Source organism: Streptomyces sp. S465 (genome assembly GCF_026898115.1).
In the GTDB taxonomy this organism is placed as follows: Bacteria; Actinomycetota; Actinomycetes; order Streptomycetales; family Streptomycetaceae; genus Streptomyces; species Streptomyces luomodiensis.
Genome location: NZ_CP114036.1, coordinates 4,150,704 through 4,175,297, shown reverse-complemented (window position 1 = coordinate 4,175,297; position 24,594 = coordinate 4,150,704). Strand labels below are relative to the sequence as shown.

Annotated in this window: 20 protein-coding genes and 1 riboswitch; of the genes, 12 read left to right on the top strand and 8 right to left on the bottom strand. The window is 72.6% G+C overall.

Annotated features, from left to right (window positions below; all coding sequences use genetic code 11):
- Positions 1 to 57 precede the first annotated feature (57 nt).
- From N6H00_RS17595 to N6H00_RS17580, 4 genes are all read left to right on the top strand, one after another.
- The gene (locus tag N6H00_RS17595; RefSeq protein ID WP_268972693.1) at positions 58 to 1,353 is read left to right on the top strand and encodes a PspC domain-containing protein; all 1,296 of its coding nucleotides are present in this window, start codon (positions 58 to 60) and stop codon (positions 1,351 to 1,353) included.
- Complete coding sequence (locus N6H00_RS17590) at positions 1,350 to 1,661, top strand: hypothetical protein (RefSeq protein WP_268972692.1); 312 nt, start codon at positions 1,350 to 1,352, stop codon at positions 1,659 to 1,661. The genes N6H00_RS17595 and N6H00_RS17590 overlap by 4 nt, the downstream gene beginning before the upstream one ends.
- Positions 1,662 to 1,865: 204 nt before the next feature.
- Positions 1,866 to 3,143, top strand: a complete 1,278-nt coding sequence (locus tag N6H00_RS17585; protein ID WP_268972691.1) for an ATP-binding protein — start codon at positions 1,866 to 1,868, stop codon at positions 3,141 to 3,143.
- Between the two features lie 230 nt (positions 3,144 to 3,373).
- Complete coding sequence (locus N6H00_RS17580) at positions 3,374 to 4,150, top strand: LuxR C-terminal-related transcriptional regulator (RefSeq protein WP_443073222.1); 777 nt, start codon at positions 3,374 to 3,376, stop codon at positions 4,148 to 4,150.
- Positions 4,151 to 4,294: 144 nt separating this feature from the next.
- On the opposite strand, the gene N6H00_RS17575 is transcribed toward N6H00_RS17580, so the two are convergent.
- On the bottom strand, positions 4,295 to 5,800 hold the full coding sequence (locus N6H00_RS17575) for an FAD-dependent monooxygenase (protein WP_268972690.1): 1,506 nt from the start codon (positions 5,798 to 5,800) through the stop codon (positions 4,295 to 4,297).
- An 87-nt stretch (positions 5,801 to 5,887) separates the two neighbouring features.
- Here N6H00_RS17575 and N6H00_RS17570 point away from each other — a divergent pair, with 87 nt between their 5' ends.
- On the top strand, positions 5,888 to 6,526 hold the full coding sequence (locus tag N6H00_RS17570) for a TetR/AcrR family transcriptional regulator (protein WP_268972689.1): 639 nt from the start codon (positions 5,888 to 5,890) through the stop codon (positions 6,524 to 6,526).
- 97 nt (positions 6,527 to 6,623) lie between these two features.
- On the opposite strand, the gene N6H00_RS17565 is transcribed toward N6H00_RS17570, so the two are convergent.
- Positions 6,624 to 7,475 carry a helix-turn-helix transcriptional regulator gene (locus N6H00_RS17565; protein ID WP_268972688.1) on the bottom strand — a complete coding sequence of 284 codons (852 nt, stop codon included), beginning with the start codon at positions 7,473 to 7,475 and terminating at the stop codon, positions 6,624 to 6,626.
- An 86-nt stretch (positions 7,476 to 7,561) separates the two neighbouring features.
- Here N6H00_RS17565 and N6H00_RS17560 point away from each other — a divergent pair, with 86 nt between their 5' ends.
- The 3 genes from N6H00_RS17560 to N6H00_RS17550 all read left to right on the top strand — a co-directional run bounded on the left by N6H00_RS17560 (position 7,562) and on the right by N6H00_RS17550 (position 9,874).
- Positions 7,562 to 8,380 carry an SDR family NAD(P)-dependent oxidoreductase gene (locus tag N6H00_RS17560; protein WP_268972687.1) on the top strand — a complete coding sequence of 273 codons (819 nt, stop codon included), beginning with the start codon at positions 7,562 to 7,564 and terminating at the stop codon, positions 8,378 to 8,380.
- A 125-nt stretch (positions 8,381 to 8,505) separates the two neighbouring features.
- Positions 8,506 to 9,123, top strand: a complete 618-nt coding sequence (locus tag N6H00_RS17555) for a TetR/AcrR family transcriptional regulator (RefSeq protein WP_268972686.1) — start codon at positions 8,506 to 8,508, stop codon at positions 9,121 to 9,123.
- Between the two features lie 55 nt (positions 9,124 to 9,178).
- Positions 9,179 to 9,874, top strand: coding sequence for a nitroreductase (locus N6H00_RS17550; protein WP_268972685.1), 696 nt, complete (start codon positions 9,179 to 9,181; stop codon positions 9,872 to 9,874).
- A gap of 149 nt (positions 9,875 to 10,023) precedes the next feature.
- Here N6H00_RS17550 and N6H00_RS17545 read toward each other — a convergent pair whose 3' ends face one another.
- Positions 10,024 to 10,974: an SDR family NAD(P)-dependent oxidoreductase gene (locus tag N6H00_RS17545; RefSeq protein ID WP_268972684.1), complete on the bottom strand. Its 951-nt coding sequence runs from the start codon at positions 10,972 to 10,974 to the stop codon at positions 10,024 to 10,026.
- 279 nt (positions 10,975 to 11,253) lie between these two features.
- Positions 11,254 to 12,288 (bottom strand): C40 family peptidase, encoded by a 1,035-nt coding sequence (locus N6H00_RS17540; protein WP_268972683.1) that lies wholly within the window; start codon positions 12,286 to 12,288, stop codon positions 11,254 to 11,256.
- 332 nt (positions 12,289 to 12,620) lie between these two features.
- On the opposite strand from N6H00_RS17540, the gene N6H00_RS17535 reads away from it, so the two are divergent.
- Both N6H00_RS17535 and N6H00_RS17530 read left to right on the top strand, forming a co-directional pair.
- Positions 12,621 to 12,974, top strand: a complete 354-nt coding sequence (locus tag N6H00_RS17535; protein WP_268972682.1) for a hypothetical protein — start codon at positions 12,621 to 12,623, stop codon at positions 12,972 to 12,974.
- A gap of 194 nt (positions 12,975 to 13,168) precedes the next feature.
- Positions 13,169 to 13,819, top strand: a complete 651-nt coding sequence (locus N6H00_RS17530; protein ID WP_268977012.1) for a L,D-transpeptidase — start codon at positions 13,169 to 13,171, stop codon at positions 13,817 to 13,819.
- Between the two features lie 115 nt (positions 13,820 to 13,934).
- On the opposite strand, the gene N6H00_RS17525 is transcribed toward N6H00_RS17530, so the two are convergent.
- Complete coding sequence (locus N6H00_RS17525) at positions 13,935 to 15,098, bottom strand: C40 family peptidase (RefSeq protein ID WP_268972681.1); 1,164 nt, start codon at positions 15,096 to 15,098, stop codon at positions 13,935 to 13,937.
- An 8-nt stretch (positions 15,099 to 15,106) separates the two neighbouring features.
- Positions 15,107 to 15,273, bottom strand: a riboswitch (cyclic di-AMP (ydaO/yuaA leader).
- Positions 15,274 to 15,446: 173 nt separating this feature from the next.
- On the opposite strand from N6H00_RS17525, the gene pcrA reads away from it, so the two are divergent.
- Positions 15,447 to 17,921: a DNA helicase PcrA gene (pcrA, locus tag N6H00_RS17520; protein WP_268972680.1), complete on the top strand. Its 2,475-nt coding sequence runs from the start codon at positions 15,447 to 15,449 to the stop codon at positions 17,919 to 17,921.
- Positions 17,922 to 18,027: 106 nt separating this feature from the next.
- Here pcrA and N6H00_RS17515 read toward each other — a convergent pair whose 3' ends face one another.
- Positions 18,028 to 19,707, bottom strand: coding sequence for a M23 family metallopeptidase (locus N6H00_RS17515; RefSeq protein WP_443072973.1), 1,680 nt, complete (start codon positions 19,705 to 19,707; stop codon positions 18,028 to 18,030).
- 685 nt (positions 19,708 to 20,392) lie between these two features.
- Here N6H00_RS17515 and N6H00_RS17510 point away from each other — a divergent pair.
- Complete coding sequence (locus N6H00_RS17510) at positions 20,393 to 20,803, top strand: cobalamin B12-binding domain-containing protein (RefSeq protein ID WP_268972677.1); 411 nt, start codon at positions 20,393 to 20,395, stop codon at positions 20,801 to 20,803.
- Positions 20,804 to 21,499: 696 nt separating this feature from the next.
- Here N6H00_RS17510 and N6H00_RS17505 read toward each other — a convergent pair.
- The gene (locus N6H00_RS17505; RefSeq protein ID WP_268972675.1) at positions 21,500 to 23,128 is read right to left on the bottom strand and encodes a DUF5691 domain-containing protein; all 1,629 of its coding nucleotides are present in this window, start codon (positions 23,126 to 23,128) and stop codon (positions 21,500 to 21,502) included.
- Positions 23,125 to 24,585, bottom strand: a complete 1,461-nt coding sequence (locus N6H00_RS17500; RefSeq protein WP_268972674.1) for an SWIM zinc finger family protein — start codon at positions 24,583 to 24,585, stop codon at positions 23,125 to 23,127. Before N6H00_RS17500 ends, N6H00_RS17505 begins: the two co-directional genes overlap by 4 nt.
- Positions 24,586 to 24,594 lie beyond the last annotated feature (9 nt).

Here is a 24,594-nt window from a genome sequence, read left to right as displayed (position 1 = left end):
AAGACCTAGGGGCATGCCGGATGTCGCGGGTGCGGCCGGTGTTGTCACGATGGCCGTATGACCGATGCACCCACCGTGGCGGACGAGGCCGAGACCGCGTCCGGTTCCCGCCTGTCGCACACGCCGCTGCGGCGCAGCCGTGACCAGAAGGTGATCTCGGGGGTGTGCGGAGGGCTCGGCCGGTACTGCGATCTGGACCCGGTGATCTTCCGGGTGGTGCTGTCGGTGCTGGCCGTGGCGGGCGGCCTCGGTCTGATCGGGTACGGCTTCTGCTGGCTGCTGGTCCCGCTGCACGGCGAGGACGAGAACGAGGGGCGCAAGCTGCTCTCGGGGCGGGTCGAGGGCCCGGCGCTGACGGCGGTTCTGGTGGCGCTGGTGGGCTGTGGGCTGTTCCTGTCGATGCTCAACAACGGCAGCGTCATGTACTTCTCGTTCATGCTCGCCCTCGCGGCGGCCGGTGCGGGCTACTGGTCGCACCACCGCCGCCAGGCGCAGAGCGTGGGTGCGGTGGACCCGGCCACGGCCCAGGCGGTCGCCGACGCGCCGCCCGAGACCAAGGCCCCGCCCACGCGGGGCGGCCCCGCCCCGTCCTGGTGGCGCGACCCGATCATCAAGGACGGTACGACCGGGCCGCTCGGCTCCGCCTCGTATCTGTGGGGGCCGGACGACGGGCCGTACGACAAGGCGGCGGCGAAGGCGGAGCGGGCCCGCCGGGTGCGGGCCGGGGCGCCGCTCGGCGGCTGGGCCTTCCTGCTGGCGGTCGCCGCCGCCGCGGTGGGGGCGCGGGCGGCGTGGTCCTCCCAGCCGCTGGGCACCAGCCTGGAGATCGGGCTGGCCTGCGCGCTGGGCGTCTTCGGGCTCGCCCTGGTCATCGGCTCCCGCTGGGGCCGGGTCGGCTTCGGCACGGTGTGCCTCGCGGTGCTCACGAGCGCGCTGCTGGCGTGCGCGGCGGCCCTGCCCGGGTCGGTGACCCCCGACTGGGCCCGCCGCACCTGGGCCCCGACCTCGGAAACCGCCGTGCACGACCTCTATGAGCTGGGCGGCGGCGCCGCCCAGCTCAAGCTGGACCGCCTGTCCCTGGAACCGGGCAGCAGCGTTGCCAGCCGGGTGGAGATGGGCGTGGGCAAGCTGGAGGTGACGGTTCCGCGTGACGCCCGGGTGCGGCTCGACATCGAGGTCGGGCTCGGCGACATCTGGCTTCCGGGCGAGATGAAGGACAAGGACAACGTCGACGTCGGTCCGGGCCGGGAGCGCGAGCTCACCCTGGACCCGGTGGGCGGCGGCGAGGCCAAGGGCACGGTCTCGCTGAAGCTGGAAGTCGGGCTGGGCACCGTGGAGGTGAGGCGATCATGAGGCGCCGTTCGTTCGGCCGCGCGTTCGGTGATGCGCGCGGCCATGGGCTCGGGCGCTCGCCCGGTCGCCTGCGCGGCCGCCCGGCCCCCGATCGGTCCCGCCATCCGTTCGAGCCGGGCAAGCTGGTGGCCGGCCTGGTCATCCTGGGCGTGGCCGTCGCGTACGGGATGGACGCGGCCGGCGAGTGGGACGTCCGCCCCGAGATCGCCCTCCCGGCGCTGCTGTGCGGCCTGTGCGCGGCGGCCATGACCTCGACCCTCGGCTACGTCCTCCGCCGCCGGTCGCGCCGGGCGACCCCCGACGACTGAACGCCGCCCCGGCGAGCGGGTTTCCAGGAGCCCGGGACCGGGGTCGGGTTCGGGCCCGGACCGGGTTCGGGCCCCGGGCCCGGGTCGGGTTCGGGCCCGGACCGGGTTCGGGCCCCGGGCCCGGGTCGGGTTCGGGCCGGGGTCGGGGAACGATCAGGGGCGACCCTGATGCCCGTGGCCGACCGGGCGTGTGACGATCGAGCCATGACCGCCGCCGTGCCCCCCACGACCCCGGAGCCACCTCCGCGCAAGCTCTACCGCAGTGCCGAAGGCCGCCTCCTCGGCGGTGTGGCCCGAGGGCTGGCGGGGCACCTCGGGCTTCCGGTGTCCTGGGTACGGGGCGTCTTCGTCGCGTTGTTCATGGCGGAGGGGTTCGGCGCGCTCGTCTACGCGCTCTTCTGGTTCATCGTCCCGCTCGGCGTCGGCGGCGTGGAGACGACGACCACCCGACCGCTCACCACCGTGGGCCCCGACGGCCGCCGCCGGATCCTGGCCCGCAGGCCGGAGCGGGGCCAGATCATCGCCCTCGTCGCCCTCTGCGTCGGCATGGGCATCTTCATCAAGGGCTTCCACCTCGGCCGCGCCAACACCTACATCTGGCCGCTCCTCCTCATCGGCGCGGGCGTCGCCCTGTTCTGGCGCCAGGCGGACAACGCCCGCCGCGCCCAGTGGGTCGAACTCAGCCGCAGCAAGCGGGTGCTGCCCCTGGCCCGTGCCGCCACGGGGGTCGTCCTGGTGGCCGCCGGGGTGTCCGGGATCGTCGTCCTCCAAGGCTCGGCCAAGCACCTGGGGGCCGTACTACAGGCGGCCCTGGCCGTCCTGGTCGGTATCGCACTGCTGGCGGGCCCGTATGTGGTGCGGATGACGCAGGACCTCTCCGAAGAGCGGCTGATGCGTATCCGGGCGCAGGAACGGGCGGAGGTGGCGGCCCACGTCCACGACTCCGTCCTGCACACCCTCACCCTGATCCAGCGCAACGCGGAGGACCCCCGCGAGGTGGCCCGGCTGGCCCGCGCCCAGGAGCGGGAGCTGCGCGCGTGGCTCTACCGGCCGGAGGGCACCGGTAAGGACGAGGCCGAGGAGCCGGACACCCTCGCGGAGGCGGTGAGGAAGACGGCGGCGGAGGTCGAGGACCACCACGGCGTCCCGATCGAGGTGGTGGTGGTCGGCGACTGCCCGCTGGACGAGAGACTGGGCGCACAGATACAGGCGGCGCGCGAGGCGATGGTCAACGCGGCCAAGTACGGTGGCGACGGCGGAGCCGTCCAGGTCTTCGCCGAGGTCGAGGGGGCCACGGTGTTCATCTCCGTGCGCGACCGCGGCCCCGGCTTCGACGTGGACGCGGTGCCGGAGGACCGGATGGGCGTACGCGAGTCGATCATCGGCCGGATGCAGCGGAACGGCGGCACGGCCCGGCTGAGGTCCGCGCCGGACGGGGGTACGGAAGTGGAGCTGGAGATGGAGAGGGTGGCGACGACATGACCGACGCGTACGGCCTGCCGGCCGGTAACCCAGGCGGCGGGGGAGCGCCCGCCGCGCCCGGCGGCGCCCCCGCCTTCGGCGGCACGCGTGCCCCCGCGCTGGGGGGTTCGCGGGTGCCGGGCGGGGCCGGCCGCGGTTCGGTGCCCGGCGGCACGGCCGCGCCGGGCGGTACGGGCGGTGCCCCGGCGGCGGGCGGCAGTCCTGTGCCGGGTGGGTTCGGTCGTGCTTCGGTGCCCGACAACAGGGACGGCAGGGACGCCCTGGGCACGCCCGGACCGGCGGGTGGCGTGCCCGCGCCCGGTCCGGTGGGGGCGGGCGGCGCGGGACCCGACGACGCCGCGGAGCCGCGCCGGGTGCGTGTCGTGCTGGTCGACGATCACCGTATGTTCCGCACCGGGGTGCAGGCCGAGATCGGGGACACGGCCCGGACCGGCGTCGAGGTGGTCGGCGAGGCGGCCGATGTCGACCAGGCCGTCACCGTGATCACCGCGACCCGCCCCGAGGTCGTACTACTCGACGTGCACCTCCCCGGCGGGGGCGGGGTCGAAGTGCTGCGCCGCAGCGCCTCGCTGATGGCCGACCAGAACCGTCCGGTGCGCTTCCTCGCGCTCTCCGTCTCGGACGCCGCCGAGGACGTCATCGGGGTCATCCGCGGCGGCGCCCGCGGCTATGTGACCAAGACCATCACCGGCACCGACCTGGTCGACGCGATCTTCCGGGTCTCCGAGGGCGACGCGGTCTTCTCGCCGCGCCTCGCCGGTTTCGTCCTGGACGCCTTCGCCTCCACCGACGCCCCGCCCGTGGACGAGGACCTGGACCGGCTCACCCAGCGGGAGCGCGAGGTGCTGCGCCTGATCGCCCGCGGTTACGCCTACAAGGAGATCGCCAAGCAGCTGTTCATCTCGGTGAAGACGGTCGAGAGCCATGTCTCGGCGGTGCTGCGCAAGCTCCAGCTCTCCAACCGCCACGAGCTGACCCGCTGGGCGACGGCCCGTCGCTTGGTCTGACGGCTTGGCGGCTTGGCGGTCTGGCGGCGTGACGGGGCCTGACGGTCTGGCGGTGTGACGGCTTAGTGGCCTGACGGTCTGACGGCCTGGGCGGTCCGACACCTCTGGCGGTGTGACGGCCTGCCAACCTGGCGGCTCGGATCGTCAGGCCACCAGATGCGCGGCGATCGCGGGCAGCACCCCCTCACGGCATGCGGCGGCGTCGTCCGCCGCCCAGCAGACGTAGCCGTCGGGGCGGAACAGCAGTGCGCCCGCGCCCAGGTCGGCCGTGGACTTGGCGGGTACGAGGTCGACCCGCTCCGGCAGCCGTACGCCGTCCGGGACGAGCCCGCCCACGTCCAGCAGCACGGCGTGTCCCGGGCCGAACAGCGACGACAGCCGGGCGGGCCCGGACGCGGTGACCAGCTCGGCGTCCGGCACCCGCTGCCCGGCCAGCGGATGGCGGGCACCGGGGATCTCGTACCCCAGCGCCAGCCCTGACATCAGCCCCGCCAGGTGCCGGTTGGTGTCCGGCAGCCGCAGCAGATCGGTGACGATCTCCCGCAGGGCCGTCATGTCCTCGTTGTCTGGGCGCGGATCCGCCAGCACCCGCTGGGCCGAGGTGTGGTGCAGCACTCCGGCCGCGACCGGGTGCCGTTCGGCGTGGTAGCTGTCCAGCAACCCGGCCGGGGCCCGCCCATGGAGGGTGGCGGCCAGCTTCCAGCCCAGGTTGAACGCGTCCTGCACACCGAGGTTCAGCCCCTGCCCGCCCAGCGGCGGATGGATGTGCGCGGCGTCACCCGCGAACAGCACCCGGCCCGCCCGGTAGCGCTCGACCTGCCGGGTGGCGTCGCTGAACCGGGAGGAGTTGTCCACCCCGCCGAGCACCGTCCCCTCGCCGTACACGGCCCGCAGCGCGGCGGCGATCTCGTCGTCGCCGACGGGGGTGTCCCGGGTGACCTCCGGGCGGTCCTCGGACCCGTAGTACCCGTAGGTGAGCCGGTAGCGGTCGTCGCCGAGTGGGACGAGCATCGCCCAGTAGTCGTTCGCCTGCCGCGTCAGGGTGCTGATGTGCCCCTGCTCCCGGGGCACCAGCTCCGACACGGACGACAGCCGAACGTCGGCGAGGACCGCCAGATATGTCCCGGACCGCCCGGGGAACGGCATTCCGAGCTCCTTACGGACCGCACTGTGGCCCCCGTCGCACGCCACCACGTACCGCGCCCGCACTCGCGGACCGTCGTGCGCCGTGACGGTCACCCCGTCGGCGTCCGCCTCGACCGACGTGACGGCGGCCCCGCGCCGTACCCGCGCGCCCAGGGCGGTCGCCCGCTCTTCCAGCACCTCTTCGATCTCCCACTGGGGGAGCGAGATCGGGGACGGATACCGGGTGTCCCAGGGGCGGCAGTCCAGCGGCACCGGCAGCATCGCGAAGTGCCCGCCGACCGGTCCGCGCGGCATGGCCCGCCGCAGCATCGGCTCCAGCAGCCCCCGCAGCTCCAGCATCTCCGCCGTACGGGGCTGGATCGCCCCGCCCTTCACCTGCTGGAGCCGCTCCGGCAGCTTCTCCAGCACCAGGGTCTCCACCCCGGCCAGGGCCAGCTCGTACGCCAGCGTCAGCCCGGTCGGCCCGGCGCCCACGATGACGACCTCGGTCTCGATCGATTCCATTTCGCCCTCCCTCGCTTCTGCACTCGGTAAACAAGTACACCAGGTGCAGAAATATTCCAAGTGCAGTTTGTGGGGTAGTGTGGGCGCGTGACGACCGAGAACCAGCCCGGCCTGCGGGAACGCAAGAAGCAGCGGACCCGCGAGGCGATCTCGGACGCCGCGATCGCCCTCTTCATCGAGCGCGGCTTCCATGAGGTCTCCGTGGCCCAGATCGCCGAGGCCGCCGAGGTCTCCAAGCGCACGCTGTTCGCGTACTTCCCGACCAAGGAAGACCTCGTGGTGCACCGCATGGCCGACCACGAGACCGAATCCGCCCGGGTGGTGCGCGCCCGCTCCGCGCGCACCACTCCGCTGACCGCTCTGCGCGACCACTTCCTCGACGGCCTGCGCCGGCGCGATCCGATCACCGGTCTCAACGACACCCCCGAGATCCGGGAGCTCACCCAACTGATCTTCCGGACCCCCGCCCTGATCGACCGCATGCAGCGCTTCAAGGCGGGCGGCGAACGCGCCCTCACCGAGGCCCTGCGCGACACCGCCGACGCGCCGGACCTCATCGCCCGGATGGCCTCGGTCCAGGTCATCGCCGTCCAATGGGCGCTGTCCACGGAGAACTTCGAGCGCCTGGCGTCCGGCGAGACCGCCGATGCCCGCTACCCGGACGCGGTCCGCGACGCGGAGGCCGCCTTTGCCCTGCTGGCGAACGGCCTCGCGACGGTCAGCTGATCACCTTCAAATGGTCAGCTGATCACCTTCAAACGGTCAGGTGCCACCACGGGCGCGGCCGCGCGTCCCGCGGACGCCCGCGCCGAGGCGGCCCTGACTAGCTCGGCACATCCATGCGCTGGGTGCCGATGACCGACAGCAGCTTCAGCGCCTCCTCGGACGGTGAACCGGGGTCGGCGGTGTAGATGACGACCCGCTGGTCCCGGTCGGTGATGTCCAGCGAGTCGCAGTTGACGGTGATGGGCCCGACGAGCGGATGGTGGAACGTCTTGCACAGAGTGGGCCCGGTCGACACGTCGTGGGAGTCCCACAGCCGGGCGAACTCCTCGCTGCCCGCACGGAGTTCGGCCACCAGCCCGGTCACCTCCGGGTCGTCGGGGTAGCGGGCGGCCGTGGCGCGCAGGTTCTCGGCCGCGGTCCGGGCGAACGCGTCCGCGTCCGTCACCCCGTACAGCCGCCGCCCGTCCCGGTGCGGCCCGAGGAAGGCGCGGCGGGCCAGGTTGCGGTCGCGGCGCGAGAGGGCGGAGAAGTCCTCCATGAAGGCGGCGGCCAAGTCGTTCCAGGCGATGACCTCGTAACTTGCGGACACGACGATCGCCGCCGCGTGCGGCAGCCGCCGCAGCAGCTCCGCGATGCTCGGCCGCACCTCACGGGACGGTCCGGCCGCCGGACCGGGCGGGGCGCCCGCGAGATGGTGGAGGTGGACCCGCTCGGCGTCGGCCAGCCGCAGGGCGCGGGCCAGCCCGGCCAGCACCTCGCGGGACGGGCGCGGCGCGCGGGCCTGCTCCAGCCGCGTGTAGTACTCGGTCGAGATGAACGCCAACTGCGCCACCTCCTCGCGCCGCAGCCCCGGGGTGCGGCGCCGCGTCCCGGCGGGCAGTCCCACGTCGGCGGGGGTGATCCGCTCGCGCCGGCTGCGCAGGAAGGCCGCAAGTTCTCGTCTGTCCACGCCCTCAGTGTGGGCGGACGGTGGGGGCTCAACCAGGTATCGCCGGTGCCTGGATGAGCTGTGGGGCCGGTCGCAGGCTCGTGACCATGGACAACACACCGGACATCACCCCCGAGACCCTGACCCGCGCCGCCACCGGGGCCGGCCTCGGCCTGCTGGCCGACAAGGTCGCCTTCGTCACTGGCGCCGGGCGCGGCATCGGCGCCGCCGCGGCGCGCCTCTTCGCCCGGGAGGGCGCCCGGGTGCTGCTGGCGGCCCGTACGGAGGCCCAGATCAAGGCGGTCGCCGAGGAGATCCGGGCGACCGGCGGTACCGCGGACCACGTCGTGTGCGACCTGGCCGACGCGGCGAGCGTGCGGGCCGCCGTCGACCGGGCCGTGGAGCTGTACGGCCGGCTCGACGTGGCCTTCAACAACGGCGCGACGAGCCATCAGCCGGGCCCGATGGACCAGTTCCCGGAGGCCGACTTCGACCACGTCTACGCCGTCAACCTCAGGGGCCCGTGGCTGGCCATGACCGCCGAGGTGACCGCCATCCGCGCCACCGCCGGAACGGGCGCCATCGTCAACAACTCGAGCGTCGGCAGCCTCATGGGCAACCCCGAACTCCCGGCGTACGGCGCCATGAAGCGCGCGGTCAACAGCCTCACCGAGTCGGCCGCCGTCACGTACGGCCCGGAGGGCATCCGCGTCAACGCCATCGCGCCCGGCGCCACGATCACCGAGATGATCCGCGAATGGGAGGACAGCTCCCCCGGCGTCATCGAGCGGATCACGACGCAGGCCCCGCTGCGCCGTGCCGCCGACCCGGACGAGATCGCCCAGGCCGCCGCGTGGCTCCTCAGCGACCGCGCCTCCTACGTGACCGGCACGGTGCTCCGGGTGGACGGCGGCAGCCGGGCCTGAGCGGCCCGTCGGCCGTGGGGGACGCCCCGGCGGCGTAGAGGGTTGACGTCCCGCCGTACCGATCGGTACGGTGGGCATCACGCGTGAGTACCGAACGGTACGTCGGACGAGGAAGGGTGGACCTGATGGCAGGACGGTCACCGGCGGGGCAGCGGGTCTGGGGCGTCGCGTGCGATCTCTTCTACCAAGAGGGCATCCGCGCGGTCGGCGTCGCCGAGATCGCCGAGCGTTCCGGGGTCGGGAAGCCCAGCATCTACCGGAGCTTCGAGTCCAAGGACCACCTGGCCGTCGCCTATGTGAAGGCGCAGGCCGACCCCCCGCGCGACTGGCTGGAGGCGGCGCGCCGGGCATGTCCCGGCGATCCGCTGGCCCAACTGCGCCACGTCATAGGCGCCATCGCGGACCGGATCAGCGAGCCGGACTTCCGCGGCTGCCCGTTGGCCAACGCCTGCGTCGAATTCCCCGACCGCGACCACCCGGTGCACCGGACGGCCGGCGGGCTGAAGGCCGAGTACCTGGAGATGCTGGCCGAGCTGATCGCCCCGCTGCCGGTCCGCGATCCGCAGGGTCTGGCCTACATGCTCCAGATGCTGGTGGAGGGCGCCAACGTCACCACGCAGATCTTCTCGGCCGAGCGCTCCGCGGCCGCGCTGAAGGAGGCGGCCGAGCGGATCATCCAGTCCTTCCTGGACGCGGACGCTCCCTCGGCCCCCGGCAGCTCCTGCGGCGCGGTGGCCCCGTAGTCCCCACGGCCCAATGGCTCAGCACTCGACCAACGACCAAGGAACCAACAGCGGCATGACCACCACCCTCCCCTGCCCGGCCCTGCGCGCCAACGCCGAGCGGCTCATCCGTGGCCGCCGGGCCGTCCGCGCCTTCCGCTCCGACCCCGTACCGCAGGAGACCCTCCGCGCCGTGTTCTCCCTCGCGGGCGCGGCGCCCTCCAACTCCAACACCCAGCCCTGGCATATCGAGGTGGTCAGCGGCGCGGCCCGCGACCGGCTCAGCGCGGACCTGCGAGCCGCCCACGCCGCCGGGCGGATGACCCCGGACTTCCCCTACGACGACGGCATGTACGGCGACGTCCACCAGAAGCGGCGCCGCGCGGCGGGCGCCGCGATGTACGGCGCGCTGGGCATAGGCCGCGACGATCACGCGGCCCGCGCCGCGTACGACGTCGAGAGCCTGGACTTCTACGGCGCCCCGCACGTCGCCCTGCTGTTCCTGCCGGCCACCGCGGAGGTGCGGATGGCGGCCGACGTCGGCATGTACGGCCAGACCCTGCTGCTCGCCCTGACCGCCCATGGCATCGCGAGCTGCCCACAGGGCCTCCTCAGCTTCTACGCCGACACGGTGCGCCGCTCCCTGGGCGTCGCGGCGGACCGCAAGCTGCTGCTCGGCGTCTCCTTCGGCTACGCGGACCCGTCCGCCCCGGTGAACGGCATCTCCATCCCGCGTGCGGAGTTGAGCGAAACGACCCGCTTCAGCGACTGAACCACGGACGGGGACACCAACCGGCGGGATCGCCTGTGACAAGCGGGACGGCTCCACGGTACTTCGGCGCGGTGATCGAGCTCCCGGATCCGGTCGGGATCACCCTCGTGACCGCGGAACTCAAGGACTACATGCTCTGACTGAGGGCCTCACACGGAACCGAACTCCGGCTCGACCCCCGTCAGGCCGCGGCTCGCCGACCACAGGTGTGCCGCGACCTCCGCATCCGCCAGATGGCCTCGGACGGGCTCGCGCCGGGGGACGCCGCGGAGACCGAAGGTCCGGGGGACCCATAGCTCGCCGCCGGTGACGGACGGGTCGAGGACCGCTCGTACGGCGGGCCAGGCGGCGGCCTCCTTGCCCTGGACGAGGACACCGGCGGGCAGCCCCCGCAGCCGCTCGCCGGTCGTACGGACGTGAATCGGCGGGCGCGAGGGGGTGAGGGAGTCGAGCGCGCCGCCCGGGTGGGTGACCACGCTCCGCACCGTGCTGCCGACCGCCCTCAGCCGGCGGTCGAGTTCGAAACCGAAGAGCATCTGGGCCAGTTTCGACCGCCCATAGGTGCGCTCCGGCCGGTAGTCACGGATGCTCTGGAGGTCGTCGAGGTCCAGCCGCTCGGACTTGGCCGCGAAGCTGCCGGTGGTGACGACGCGGCCCTCGGGCGCGGCGGTGAGCAGGGGCATCAGCCAGTGGGTCAGCGCGAAGTGCCCGAGGTGGTTGATCCCGAACATCGCCTCATGGCCGTCGTCGGTCTCACGGCGGGGCGGCTGGTCGAACTTCACCCCGGCGTTGTGGACGACCGCGTCCAGACGATCCAACCGCAGCGCTTCCACGGAGGCTTTGAGCGAGGAGAGAGCGGCGAGGTCCAGCCGGATATGACGCACCCGGGCATCGGGGAGCCGGGAGCGGATCGAGGCCACGGCGGCGTCCGCCTTCGCCGGGTCCCGGCTGCCGAGGACGACGGTGGCCCCCGTACCGGCGAGCTGTTCGGCGACGAAGTACCCGATCCCCGCGTTGCCGCCGGTCACCAGGAAGGTCTTGCCCTGGGCGGACGGCAGCCGGTGGACGTCCCATGGCTCGGTCGGGGATGCGGAAGGCATGCGGGGCTCCTCGCGTCGGGGTTCATGACGGCATCTGCTCGGTGACGGGATGTGGCCTGCGCGGCCACGTATCAGCCTTACGGCCGCGACGACACCCTTACGGCCGTGAGCTCCACCCTTACGGCCGTGACCGACGCCCCGCCGACAGTTCAGCGTCAGCCGCCGCAGCCCGCCGACAGATCGCCGTCACCCGCCGCGGCCGCCGACAGATCGCCGCGATCGACTCACGTCCGCCGAGTCCCCTGTCATGGCGAGCACCGCCTCCCCGAGCGGGGCGGGTTACGCCGGGCGGGCCGCTCCGGCGAAAGGCATGTCGGACACGGAGGCCATCCGCACGGGGGCTCCGGGGTGTGGGGCGTGGATCATGCGGCCGCCGCCGATGTAGATGCCGACATGGCTGATGCCGGAGTAGAAGAAGACCAGGTCACCGGGGGCCAGTTGGTCACGCTGGACCCGCCGCCCGGCGCTGATCTGGGTGTAGGTGGTGCGGGGCAGGGAGACACCGGCGGCGCGCCAGGCGGCCTGCGTGAGCCCCGAGCAGTCATAGCCATGGGGGCCGGTGGCGCCCCAGACGTACGGCTTGCCGAGGGCCGCGTACGCGTAGGAGACGGCGAGGGCGGCGCGGCCCGTGGCGGGAATGGGCGAGCCGGCCCCGGCCTTGCCGCCGTCCCGGGCCTCCTGGGCCGCCGACAGACGCCGCCGCTGCTCGTCGGTCAGCCGGTCGAGGAGGCGGTCGGCGGCGGCGAGCTTCTCCTGGACGGTCCGCTTGTGGCGGGCGGCCGCCGTCTGGGAGAGGCGCAGAGCGGCGAGGCGGTCGGCCGCCTCGCCGCGGACCTGGCGTAATTTCCGCTCCTGACGGCCGACGGCGGCGATCAGGGCGGTCTGGCGGTTCCCCGCGCGCTCCACGAGCGAGGCGCGCTGGAGGTACTGGTCGGGGGAGGAGGACAGGGCGAGCTGGAGGGCCGGGGCGATGGTCCCGGAGCGGTACTGGGCGGCGGCGAAGGCGCCGAGGGCGTTGCGCGCGGCGTTGAGCCGGGTGGTGCGGCGGGCGGCCTGGTCGCGCAGCGCGTCCAGCGCCCGCCGGGCCTTGTGGGCCTTGTCCTTCGCGCCGTTGTACTTCTCGGTGGCCTCCTCGGCCTCCCGTCGGTACTCATCGACCTTCGCCCTCACCTGAGCGGGGGTGAGGTGGTGCTCGGCGTGCCCGATGCCGTCGAGGAGGGTGGCGGACGCGGTGCCCGTGAGGGCGAGGAGCGCGGCCGCGCGGGCGGTGCTGCTGGTGAGCGAGCGCTGCTTGGGCTTCCTGTGCGACGCCACTGCGGCGGTTCACCTGGTCTCTCTTGGGCATTCCAGGACGTTTCGGGTCCTGGACCTTCGTGGGGAACGGACGGGCGGGTGGCAGCCCGCCACGAAGGCGGGGACCCTCGGTTGACGGGAAGCGGACTGCCACCTGGAGGGGAAGCTAGGCCGGAAAGTGGGGGCCATGCGGGTGAATGAACGGGAGTGGACGGTTTTCGTCGCTCTTGTGACGGCGACTGATCGCAGGGTGAGCGGGGTGGCCGAGAGTCTCGAGCGACCCTGACCGAAGCGCCCATAGGGGCCCACCCAGGTGCCGGCCGGTGTTATGCGCGCGGTTAGTCTCCCGAGCTATGGACGTACTCATTCATCTGTTCGTCGGTCTGCACATCGTCGGCATCGGCGCGCTGCTCGGTGGCTTCCTCTCGCAGATGAAGGCGATGAGCGCGGGCGAGGCCCGGATGACCCCGGGGATGCTGCACGGCGCGCTGACCATGCTGGTGACCGGCGTGGCGCTGGTCGGGCTCAATCAGGCCGACGACAACAGCGTCAACACCGTCAAGATCGGCCTGAAGCTGGCGCTGCTGATCGTGATCCTCGGTCTGGTGTACGTGAAGCGCGACGAGGAGAAGGTCGAGTCGGCCGCCTTCGGCGCGGTGGGTGCCTTGACGACGGCAAACATCTTCATCGCCGTTCTGTGGACCTGACGAACTGGTGTACGGGGGGAGTAGGGCGCAACCTCGGTGCAACCATTTGCACTCGCGAGCTGTCGTAGTAAAGAGCTTGGCAGTCGAGAGGAGTGGCCATGGGGGTATGGGGGTCAGTCGGAGGTCTCGGAGGCCTCAAGAGTCTCGGAGGTCGTCGTAGCCGGCGTGTGGGCATCGTGCTGGGGCTGGCGGGGATGACGGTGCCGCTCGCGGTCGCCGTGGCCGGTCCGGCGCAGGCCGCCGCGTCGTACTGCACCAGCACCGCGGGTCCGTATCAGAAGCAGGCCGAGAAGTTCCTGGGCCGCCCCGTCGACGGGCGGCAGTCGCGGGCGGACTGCCGCGCGATCCAGAAGTTCCAGATCAACCACGGCATCAGCCCGACGATTGGCTACGCCGGCCCGATCACCTCGGGTGTGATGAAGCTGATCAACGCCCAGAAGGCGGCCGGACACAAACCGAACGCGGCGAAGAAGTGCCCGACCAACAAGGGCCGCATCGCCTGTGTCGACCTCACCCGGCAGCTGAGCTGGATCCAGGACGGCTCCCGGCTGGTCTACGGACCGGTTCCGGTGCGGACCGGGCGGAACGGCTTCGAGACCCGCACCGGGCTGACCAGGGTCTACTGGCGGAACAAGAACCACTGGTCGACGCTCTACAAGGTCGCCATGCCCTACAGCCAGTTCTTCGACGGCGGTCAGGCGTTCCACTCCATCGCCGGCAGCGTATGGTCCCCGCCCGGCTCCCACGGCTGCGTCAACATGCGCGCGGCCGACGCCAAGAAGTACTGGAGCCTGCTGAAGAACGGCGACGATGTGTACGTCTACGGGCGCAAGCCCGGCACCTGAGGCGATGCCGGTGCCGCTGCCCGGGACCCGGCCCCGGGCAGCGGCACCGCGGTCTCTGAGGGCCTGACCCGCGAAAGCCTGGCTCACACAAGACCTTGACTCACGAGAGCCTGGTCTACGCGGGCCGTACGCTCCCGTAAATCGGCATCTCCGTGATCGGGGCCTTCTTCACCACATCGCCCGGCTTCGGCGCGTGGATCATCATCCCGTCGCCGATGTAGAGGCCGACATGGCTGATGTCGTCGTAGAAGAAGACGAGATCGCCCGGCTGGAGCTCGGACGTCGAGACGCGCGTACCGATCTTCACCTGGTCCCAGGTGGTGCGCGGCAGCGAGATCCCGGCGGACTTCCAGGCCGCCTGCGTCAGCCCTGAGCAGTCGAAGGAGCTGGGACCGGTGGCGCCCCACACGTACGGCTTGCCGAGCTGCGCCTTCGCGAAGGCGATGGCCTGGGCCGCCTTGGAGCTGTTGGCGGGGGCCGAGGGGGTCGTCGAGCCGCCGCTCCCGTCCTGCTGTCCCTGCTGCTCCTGCTGCTTTTTCCGGGCGGCGGCCTCCTGCCGCTGCTTCTCGGCCAGCGCGGCGGCCTTACGGCGGGCCTCTTCCGCCTGCTTCTTCTCGATCGCCGCCAGCCGTGCTTTCTCCTTGGCGGTCAGATTCGCCAGCAGCCGCCGGGCCTCGGTCAGTTTGTCCTGGACGGTCTTCTTCTGGGTCTTCAGCTGCTTCTGCGCCGCGGTCAGCGTGGCGAGGCTCGCGCCGGCCTTACGGCGCTCCTCGGCGGCCTTCGTCCGCTGTGTCCGGAAGTTGTCGACGGCCTGCTTCTGTCGACCGGTCAGCCGGTCCAGCAGATGCGACTGGTCGAAGACGTCCTGCGGATCGTCGGAGAACAGCAGGGTCGCGGCGGAGCGGGCCAATCCGCCGTCGCGGTACTGGGCGGCGGCGTAGGTGCCCAGTGTGCGTCGCGCCTCGTTGAGCTTCTCGGTGCGCTGGGCGACGGAGTCCAGCAGCTTGTCGACCTTGGCCCGCTGCTGGTCGGTGCGCTCCTTCGCGGCGTTGTAGCGCTGGGTGGCGGTCTCCGCCTGGTGGTAGAGGGTGTCGACCTTCTCCTTGACCTTCTCGATCGACTGGGAGGCCGGCCGGGGATCACCGGGCGCGGCGTTGGCCGACTGGGACAGGAGGGTGACGGAGGCGAGGGCGGCCGTGGTGAACCCGACGGCCGTACGGCGGCCGTGACCGGTGCGCGGGGCGGGTATGCGGGTCCGCGGTTTGCGGTGCGACGCCAAGGGAGGCGACTCCTTCCGTGGACCGCCTACCGGGTTAGCTGTCGGGTTCGGGCGGTTCGGAAGGTTGCCCTACGGCCTCGCGCGCGGCACCTGCGTGCCGCACCGCTCGGCCGATTCACCCCGGTCGTGCGTTCTGGGTCCCCGGCTCCGGGCCGCCTCGCGGCGGTGCCGGACTCGGCGGAGGCCGCCCGTGCCGACGCGGTTCGCCGACGGATCGTCCGGGCCGCCTGACGCAGGACGGTAGCCAATGCGTGGGGCTTCTGTGAAGACTGGTGTTCGTTTTGCCCGAAACCGTTTCGTGATGTTCGGACGTCGGGTGTCAGTGGGGCGGCCTAGACTCGGGGAGCGATGAGCAGCCTCTTTGACGACAGCTTCCTGGCGGACCTCGGGCCCCCCTCGCATGAGGAGGAGCCACCGCCGCCCGAGGATTCGGCGCACCCTGCCCACGGTGGTGCTGAGGACGTGCCGCATCACCTCTTCAGCGGCGCCTTCGACGCGCCCGTGCCCAGGGAGGCCCACTACCGGGACGGCGCGCCGCGGCCCGCCGTGGACCCGTCCGCCCTGCTCGAGGGGATGAACGAGCAGCAGAAGGCCGCCGTGGAGCACACCGGCGCTCCGCTGCTGATCGTCGCGGGCGCCGGCTCCGGCAAGACCCGGGTGCTCACCCACCGCATCGCGTATCTGCTCGGTGCCCGCGGGGTGCACCCCGGCCAGATCCTCGCCATCACCTTCACCAACAAGGCGGCGGGCGAGATGAAGGAGCGCGTCGAGGAGCTCGTCGGCCCGCGGGCCAACGCCATGTGGGTGTCCACCTTCCACAGCGCCTGCGTCCGCATCCTGCGCCGGGAGTCCAAGAAGCTCGGCTTCACCTCGTCGTTCTCGATCTATGACGCCGCCGACTCCAAGCGGCTGATGTCGCTGGTCTGCCGGGATCTGGACCTCGACCCCAAGCGGTTCCCGCCGAAGTCCTTCAGCGCCAAGATCTCCAACCTGAAGAACGAGCTGATCGACGAGGAGACCTTCGCCGGGCAGGCGGCGGACGGTTTTGAGAAGACCCTCGCCGAGGCGTACGCGATGTACCAGTCGAGGCTGCGCGAGGCCAATGCGCTGGACTTCGACGACATCATCATGACCACGGTCAATCTGCTCCAGGCGTTCCCGGACGTCGCCGAGCACTACCGCCGCCGCTTCCGGCACGTCCTGGTGGACGAGTACCAGGACACCAACCACGCCCAGTACACCCTCGTGCGCGAGCTGGTGGGCACGGACACCGAGGAGACGACCGCCGCCGAGCTGTGCGTGGTGGGCGACGCCGATCAGTCGATCTACGCCTTCCGGGGCGCCACGATCCGTAACATCCTCCAGTTCGAGGAGGACTACCCCACCGCGCGGACGATCCTCCTCGAGCAGAACTACCGCTCGACCCAGACCATCCTGAGCGCGGCCAACGCGGTCATCGAGCGCAATGAGAACCGCCGCCCGAAGAACCTGTGGACACAGGCCGGCGCCGGAGCCGAGATCGTCGGCTATGTGGCCGACACCGAGCATGACGAGGCCCAGTTCGTCGCCGACGAGATCGACCGGCTGACGGACGCGGGCGACGCCAAGGCCGGGGACGTGGCGGTCTTCTACCGGACCAACGCCCAGTCCCGTGTCTTCGAGGAGATCTTCATCCGGGTCGGGCTGCCGTACAAGGTCGTCGGCGGCGTGCGCTTCTACGAGCGCAAGGAGGTCCGGGACGTCCTCGCGTACCTGCGGGTGCTGGCCAACCCCGAGGACTCCGTCCCGCTGCGCCGGATTCTGAACGTGCCCAAGCGCGGTATCGGGGAGCGCGCCGAGGCCATGATCGACGCGCTGGCGCTGCGCGAGAAGATCACCTTCCCGCAGGCGCTGCGCCGGGTGGACGAGGCGTACGGCATGGCGGCCCGCTCGGCCAACGCCGTCAAGCGGTTCAACACCCTCATGGAGGAGCTGCACACCATCGCGGAGTCCGGGGCGGGCCCGGCGACCGTCCTGGAGGCGGTGCTGGAGCGCACCGGCTATCTGGCCGAGCTCCAGGCGTCCACCGATCCGCAGGACGAGACCCGGATCGAGAACCTCCAGGAGCTCGCGGCCGTGGCCCTGGAGTTCGAGCAGGACCGGAGCGAGGAGAACCCCGGCAGCCTCGCGGACTTCCTGGAGCAGGTCGCGCTCGTCGCCGACTCCGACCAGATCCCGGACGAGGACACCGAGGGCTCCGGCGTGATCACGCTGATGACGCTGCACACGGCGAAGGGCCTGGAGTTCCCGGTCGTCTTCCTCAGCGGCATGGAGGACGGCGTCTTCCCGCATATGCGGGCGCTCGGCCAGACCAAGGAGCTGGAGGAGGAGCGGCGGCTGGCCTATGTGGGGATCACCCGGGCCCGCGAGCGGCTCTACCTGACCCGGTCGACGATGCGCAGCGCCTGGGGACAGCCCGCGTACAACCCGCCGTCCCGCTTCCTGGAGGAGATCCCGGACCAGTATGTGCGGTGGCGGCGCACCGGGCCCGCCACCCCGTCGGCGTCCATGGGCGGCGTCGCCTCGACGCCGCCGTCGGGGCTGTCGTCCGGTCTGTCGTCGTCGCGTGCGCGCACCGGGGGCAGCGGGTTCGCGACCCGGCGGGCCAAGGAGCGTCCGGTGGTCGCTCTGGCCATCGGCGACCGGGTCACCCATGACTCGTTCGGGCTCGGCACGGTGGTGGCGGTGAAGGGCAGCGGGGACAACGCGGAGGCGACGATCGACTTCGGCGACGAGAAGCCGAAGCGGCTGCTGCTGCGGTACGCACCGGTGGAGAAGCTGTAGGGAGCGGCCTGTGGGGGACGGCCGGTAGGGGACGGCCTGCGGGCAGCGGGGGAGCCACGGGCCGGGGCCGCCGCCACAGGCCGGATCCGGACCCGGCCGGGTCGGATCAGGTCGGGTCGAGGCCGTGGCTCCGCAGCCAGGGCAGCGGGTCGATGGCCGAGCCGCCGCCGGGGTGCACCTCGAAGTGCAGATGCGGGCCGGTGGAGTTACCGGAGTTCCCGGAGTAGGCGATGGTGTCCCCGGCCTTGACGGTCCCGGAGCGGATCTTGGCGCTGCTGAGGTGGCAGTACCAGGTCTCCGTACCGTCCGGGCTGGTCAGCACGACCATGTTGCCGTAGGCGTCGTTCCACTGCGTCGTGACGGTGCCGTCGGTGGCGGCCATCACGGGCGTGCCGTAACTCACCGGGAAGTCGATGCCGGTGTGCACCGACATCCAGTTGATACCGGCCTGGCCGAACTGGGCGCTGAGGCCGTGCTGGGCGACGGGCAGCGCGAACTTCGGGCGCAGCGCTTCCTTCCGCGCCGCCTCCTCGGCCTTGCGCTTCTTCTCGGCGGCCTGGCGCGCCTGGAGGTCGATGCGCTCCTGGGTGCGGCTGGCGCGGTCGCGGAAGTCGTTGGCGCCCTCCCGGACCTCGGCGAGCTGGGAGTCCAGCTTGCTGTTGGCGGCGGAGGGCTTCACGGGGGCCGCGGCGGTGTCGGGTGCGGCCTGGGTGGTGGATTCGTCTTTCTTGTCGCTTCCCATGCCGCTGACCGAGGCGGCGGCCACGGCGGTGACGCCCAGGGCGCAGACGGAGGGGACGGCGACGGTGAGGAGCGCGGAGCGCTTGGGGCGGGAGGGGGTACGGCGGCGACCGCGGCTCGCCTCCCGGCGGGGGGAGGGGGCAGATTCCCGCACGGCCGCCGCCTCGGGTTCAGGTTCCGCCTCGGGGGCCGGGTCGTACGGTTGGTCGGACTCGTGGATCGGGTCGAAGACGGCGGTGTGCTCGAAGCCGTCGGGCTGCTCGGGGATGACGGCCTGCTCGAACACGGCCGTCTGCTCGAAGGCGTTGGGCTCGTGCCCGGGCTGTTCGAAGCCTGCCTGGTCGAGCCCGGGGTGGTGATCGAGTCCCGGGCTGTGGTCGGGGGCCTGCTGGTCGAGCCCCGAGTGGTTCAGCCCCGGGTGGTTCAGCTCCGAGTGGTCGTACTGCCCCTCGTCCACGGTCCCGTAGAGGGAGGTGTCCCAGAACTGGGTCTGCCCGGTGTCCACGCCCGAGGTCTGTACCCCGGACTCGTACCCCGTGCCGTGATCCCACTGGCCCGGCATCTCGGTCTGGCCGGTGGCGCCCGCGTCCCAGGCGCCGATGTCCCACTGGGCGCCGGTCTCGGCGTCCTGCTGGGTGGGGATGCCGGTCGGCAGGTGATAGCCGGAGGCGGCCCACATCGCGGTGGTGTCGTAGGCGCCGGTGTCGTAACCGGAGCCGTAAGAGGCCGTGTCGTAGTGGCCCGTGTCGTGCTGCTGGTACGAGCCGGTCTGGTGCTGGTCGACCGCGGCCCACTGGGAGGCGTCGTACTGACCGCTGAGGGCGCCCTGTCCGCCGTCGTACGCGCCCGGAAGCGTGCCGAAGAGCGGGTCACCGTCACCGTAGGCCGTGGCCAGGTGGTCGAAGCTGCCGGTGGAATAGCCGTCGTACCCGACGTAGCCGTGCGCTGTGTCCTGCCGCTGACCGTAAGCCTCTTCGTACGGATACGAGGCGTCGGGAGCGGGGACGGTCGGAGAGGCCCCCGACGGGTGACGGTCGTTCACCACCAACTTCTCTTTCGCCTCGGCTGCAGGAGAATTAGCGGCGACTGTACCCGGCAGTACGCGGCAGCCACAATCTTCCGTGACTTTCGAGCATCTCGGGAAAGGGTATTTGGCCGTCTTTCGGCTGACTGTACGCACTCCCTTGGCCGGATGTTCGATTGACGTTCGGCAATTCCCGGCCTCCTGAGGGCACTGAGAGGGCGCCTTCGCGTCGTTGCCGTGCACCGCCAGGACGAGATGTCCGATTCCGTTGACGCGGATGTTGCGGATGTTGCGGAAGAGTACAAAGCGACGAAAGGCGCACGGCATTCATGGGCAGGCTGCCGCAACTCCGTTATCGCCTGGAAGTCCGGGCACATCTGACGCACGAGTGGATGTACGGACAACAGGGGCGCGGACTGCGGTGGCGAGGTGGTGGGGTGGTGCGGGCGTTGCGTACGGGGACCGCTCCGTCGCACCGCGGCGCCATCCGACTGCCGGCGGCGCTGCGCGGTGCGACGGTCCCCGCTGCGGCTCCCCTGGTGTGGCCGGCCCGAAGCGCATACGGCGCCTTCGGTGCACGTGTCCCACGTGTGATTTCCCCCTCGCCGAGTGCCGCGAAACTGCCGGGTAGGGGATGCTGGGGATAACGTTCGTTCACGTCGGTGCGGGCGACGGTTCGCAAGGCTCGAAGGGCTTGGAGGCTGCGATGGGTGTGACCGGTCCGATCCGTGTGGTGGTGGCCAAGCCGGGGCTGGACGGCCATGACCGCGGGGCGAAGGTGATCGCGCGGGCGTTGCGCGACGCGGGCATGGAGGTCATCTACACCGGGCTCCACCAGACGCCCGAGCAGATCGTCGACACCGCGATCCAGGAGGACGCCGACGCGATCGGGCTGTCCATCCTGTCCGGTGCCCATATGACCTTGTTCGCCAAGGTGCTGGAGCTGCTGCGGGAGCGCGAGGCCGAGGACATCAAGGTTTTCGGCGGCGGGATCATCCCCGAGGCGGACATTCCCCCGCTCAAGGAGCAGGGCGTCGCGGAGATCTTCACCCCGGGGGCGACGACGGCGGCCATCGTGGAATGGGTCCGCGAGAACGTCCGCCCGGTGGCCGCCTGACCCGGACCCGCCATGGAGCACGGCCGGGCTCCGGAGCCGCGGTCGGGGTCCGGAGCCGCGGTCGGGGTCCGGAGCCGCGGTCGGTTCCGGTTCACGGCCAGCACCCGGAGTCACGGCCGGGTTCCGGTTATGGCCGGGGCCCGAGGTAGGGCCTGACTCCGGGTGAGGGCCGGGGTTCGGAGCGATGGCCGGGTCCTGGACGGCGGCCGGGTCCTGGACGCGGCCGGGGCGGCCCGAGGTAGGGCCTGATCCCGGGTGAGGGCCGGGGTCTGTCCGGAGTCACGGCCGGGTTCCCGGTGACGGCCGGGGCCCGAGGTAGGGCCTGACTCCGGGTGAGGGCCGGGGTTCGGAGCGATGGCCGGGTCCTGGACGGCGGCCGGGTCCTGGACGCGGCCGGGGCGGCCCGAGGTAGGGCCTGATCCCGGGTGAGGGCCGGGGTCTGTCCGGAGTCACGGCCGGGTTCCGGTTATGGCCGGGGCCCGGAGCCAGGGCCGGGTCCCGGTTATGGCCGGAGCCCGGGGCATGGCCCGATCTCGGGTGACGGTTGAGGTCCGGAGCCAGGGCCGGGGTCCTGAGCACGACCGGATCCCGGATCGTGGCCAACGCCCGATGGCACGGCCGGGTCCCGGATGCCCTGGCGCCGGATCACGTCCGGCCCAGGGCATCCGGCGGCCGGATTCCGGTGCGGATCGGGGATCAGGCCGGTTCGAGCTCGGCTCGCATGGTCGCCCTCAGCCGTAGCGTTCCCACGAGCCGCTGGAACGCCTCTGCCCAATAGCCCCCGGCTCCCGGCGCCGCCCCCTCCGCCTCGTCCGGTATCGCCGTCAGCACCTCGAGCCGGTCCGCCTGCGCCGGGTCCAGGCAGCGCTCGGCCAGACCCATGACCCCGCTGAAGCTCCACGGGTAGCTGCCCGCGTCCCGGGCGATGTCCAGCGCGTCCACCACGGCCCGGCCCAGCGGTTCGGCCCAGGGCACCGTGCACACCCCCAGCAGCCGGAAGGCGTCGGACAGCCCGTGGGACGCGATGAACTCGGCCACCCACTCCGCCCGTTCCCGAGCGGGGAGCGCGGACAGCAGCTTCGCGGGGTCCCGCCAGGCGGCTGATGCCGCCTCCCCGGTGTTGGCGGGCGCGACGGCCGGGGTGCCGAGCAGCGCACGGCACCACTCCGCGTCGCGCTGCCGCACCGCCGCCCGGCACCAGGCGGCATGCAGATCCGCCCGCCAGCCGTCCGTGACGGGCAGCGCCACGATCTCGGCGGGGCCGCGTCCGCCGAACCACTCGCTCCAGCGGTCCAGCGGGGTCGCCTCCACCAACTGGCCCAGCCACCAGGACCGTTCCCCCCGGCCGGAGGGTGGCTTGGGCACGATGCCGTCACGCTGCATGCCGCTGTCGCACTCGTCCGGCGGCCGGACGGTTATCCGGGCGTCGGCGGTCAGTGACACACAGCCGTGCGACCGCTCGGCCATGCGCGCGGCGAGTGCGGAGCCGGGGAGCGCGGAGAGCAGTTCGGCAGCGGTCGCCCGCACGTTCCGGCTGCGGTCGGACAGGGCCTGTTCGAGGAACGGCTCGTCGGACGGGCAGAGGTCGTCGCGCAGCGAGTCCAGGAACATCAGCCGGTCCTCGGCGCGCTCGGTCGACCAGGTGCCGCCCAGCAGCGCCAGCCCCGCCGCCGGGTCGCGGTGGCGCGCCGCCGCCAGCAGCGACACCCGCTCGGCGAAAAGCCCCTCCTCCCACAGCCGCTGTTCATCGGGCGGGGCGGCGGCCGCCCCGGCCGATTCGGACGGCTCCGGGACGGGGGTGTGCGCCCGGCCCGTCGGCGCGCCCCGCAGCGCGAACTTCCAGTCCGGGTTGAGCCGGGCCAGCCACAGCGCACGCGGCCCGCCGAGCGTCAGCGCCTCGGGCCGCAGATCGGTGCGGGCGCGGGCGGCGTCGAGGAGAGCCGGGAGCAGGGCGTCGGGCACCCGATAGCCGTGGTGGTTGGCCAGCGCGAGCCACTGCGGCAGCAGTTCGGCGAGGTCGGGTGCGGTGCGCGGGCCGCCGCGCCCCGGAGCCGAACGGTCGGCGAGCAGCATCGCCAGTCTGCTGCGGGCGGCCATGGGCAGCGCCGGCCGCGGATCCTCGGGTGCCCGGCCGGGCCCCGGCCGGGCGGGCGCGGGACGCAGCCCGGCCCGCCGCCGCACGGTGCTGAGCGCGGCGGCGTCCAGCAGGGCGGACGGTGCGTCCTGCCCGGGGCGCGGGGCGACCGGCGGGGTGCGCCGCTCGGTGCCGAGCAGCGCGGCCGCGACGAGGTCGTCCCAGGGCGCGGTGGGGGTCGTGCTGGTCAACGGGTGCCTCCCTGCGCTGCCGCCGCGATGAGCGGGACGGGGGTCGGGTCCCAGGTGGTGATGGGCGAGAAGCCGCGATGGCCGCACTCGCCGAAGACGGTGACCGGGCCGCCGCCGGATATCGCCATCAGCTGCCACAGGTCGGTGCGCCCCGCGCAGCGCGGATCGACGGGCAGCGCCGAGCCGCTGCGCTCGTCCGCCAGCTGCCATCCGTCGTCGCCAGGGACCGGCACCACATCGGTGAGCACGACCGGCCAGCCCTCCAGCCAGGGATCGTCCCCGAGCGCCGCTCCGTAGATCGCGAGCGCGGTGTCGACATCGCATCCCTCGGGGGCCGCGGCCACGGCGGGAGCCGGGTCTTCCGGCACCTCCTCGTGGCGGGCGCCGATCGCGGCACGCAGCGGGCGGGCCGCCGGGTAGTAGGTGAGGTCGGCGTCCAGGACCAGGCCGGTGGGCAGCGCGGGCTCGAGGGGCCGGCCGGGGGCGCTGAACGAGAGCAGCAGCGCCATCCGGTGCGTACGCTCGCCCCGCAGCCAGCTGCGGCGGGTGGTCAGCCTGCCGTCCGTGCCGTCCTGGCGGCCCAGGACCAGCCAGCGGTCCCGGATCGCCTCCCCGGTCGCCAGCAGCTCGGCCACCGGCGTGGTGAGACCCACCCGGGTGCGCGTGGTGGCGGCCAGCTGCTCCGGGAGGCGGTCGAGATGGAGGAAGCCCTGGGTGAGGAGGTGGGCCAGCGCGCACTCCTCCAGCAACCGGGCGGGCCACCCCGGACCGGACGAGGGGATCGCGGCCAGCTCCCGCACCCGCGTCTCCAGACCCGGAGCCTGGGCGTCGACCATCCGCGCGGCCGTCTCGTCCCACGCCCCGTATCCGGCGCGGTCGGCGGCGGCCAGACCGTCGCGGAGCAGATCGGCCAGCCGCCGCTCCAGCTCGGTGGCACCCGCCGCGATGCGCTGGGCCCGCCGCTCGGCGCGGTGGCGCGCGGCCTCCGGATCGGCCGCTCCGCCGCTCCGCCCGCTCCCCGCGCCGTCGCCTGTCCCGCGGCGGCCCGCCCCGTCGCCCGTCCCGCCGCTCCCCGCACCCGCCTCCCGGGCCGCGGCGGCTCTTCCGGCCCGCTCGCGCCGCCCGCCGAGCCACTGCTCGGCCCACTCCGGCGGCTCACCGCCCCCGGACACGCCCCCCTCGCCGGACGACCACAGCAGCAGCAGGCCCAGCGCGTGCTTGCACGGGAACTTCCGGCTCGGGCAACTGCACCGATAGCCGGGTCCGTTCAGATCGACGACCGTCTGGTACGGCTTGCTGCCGCTGCCCGAGCACAGCCCCCACACCGCTTGGCCGCGCGCCCCCGCGCCCGACCACGAGCCGGCCGCGGCGAGCTTGCCGCCCGCCGTGCGCGACGCGGCGTCAGGAGCCAGGGCCAGCACCTGCTCCGCCGTCCAGCGTTCCCCCTGCGGATTCATGTCTGCGAC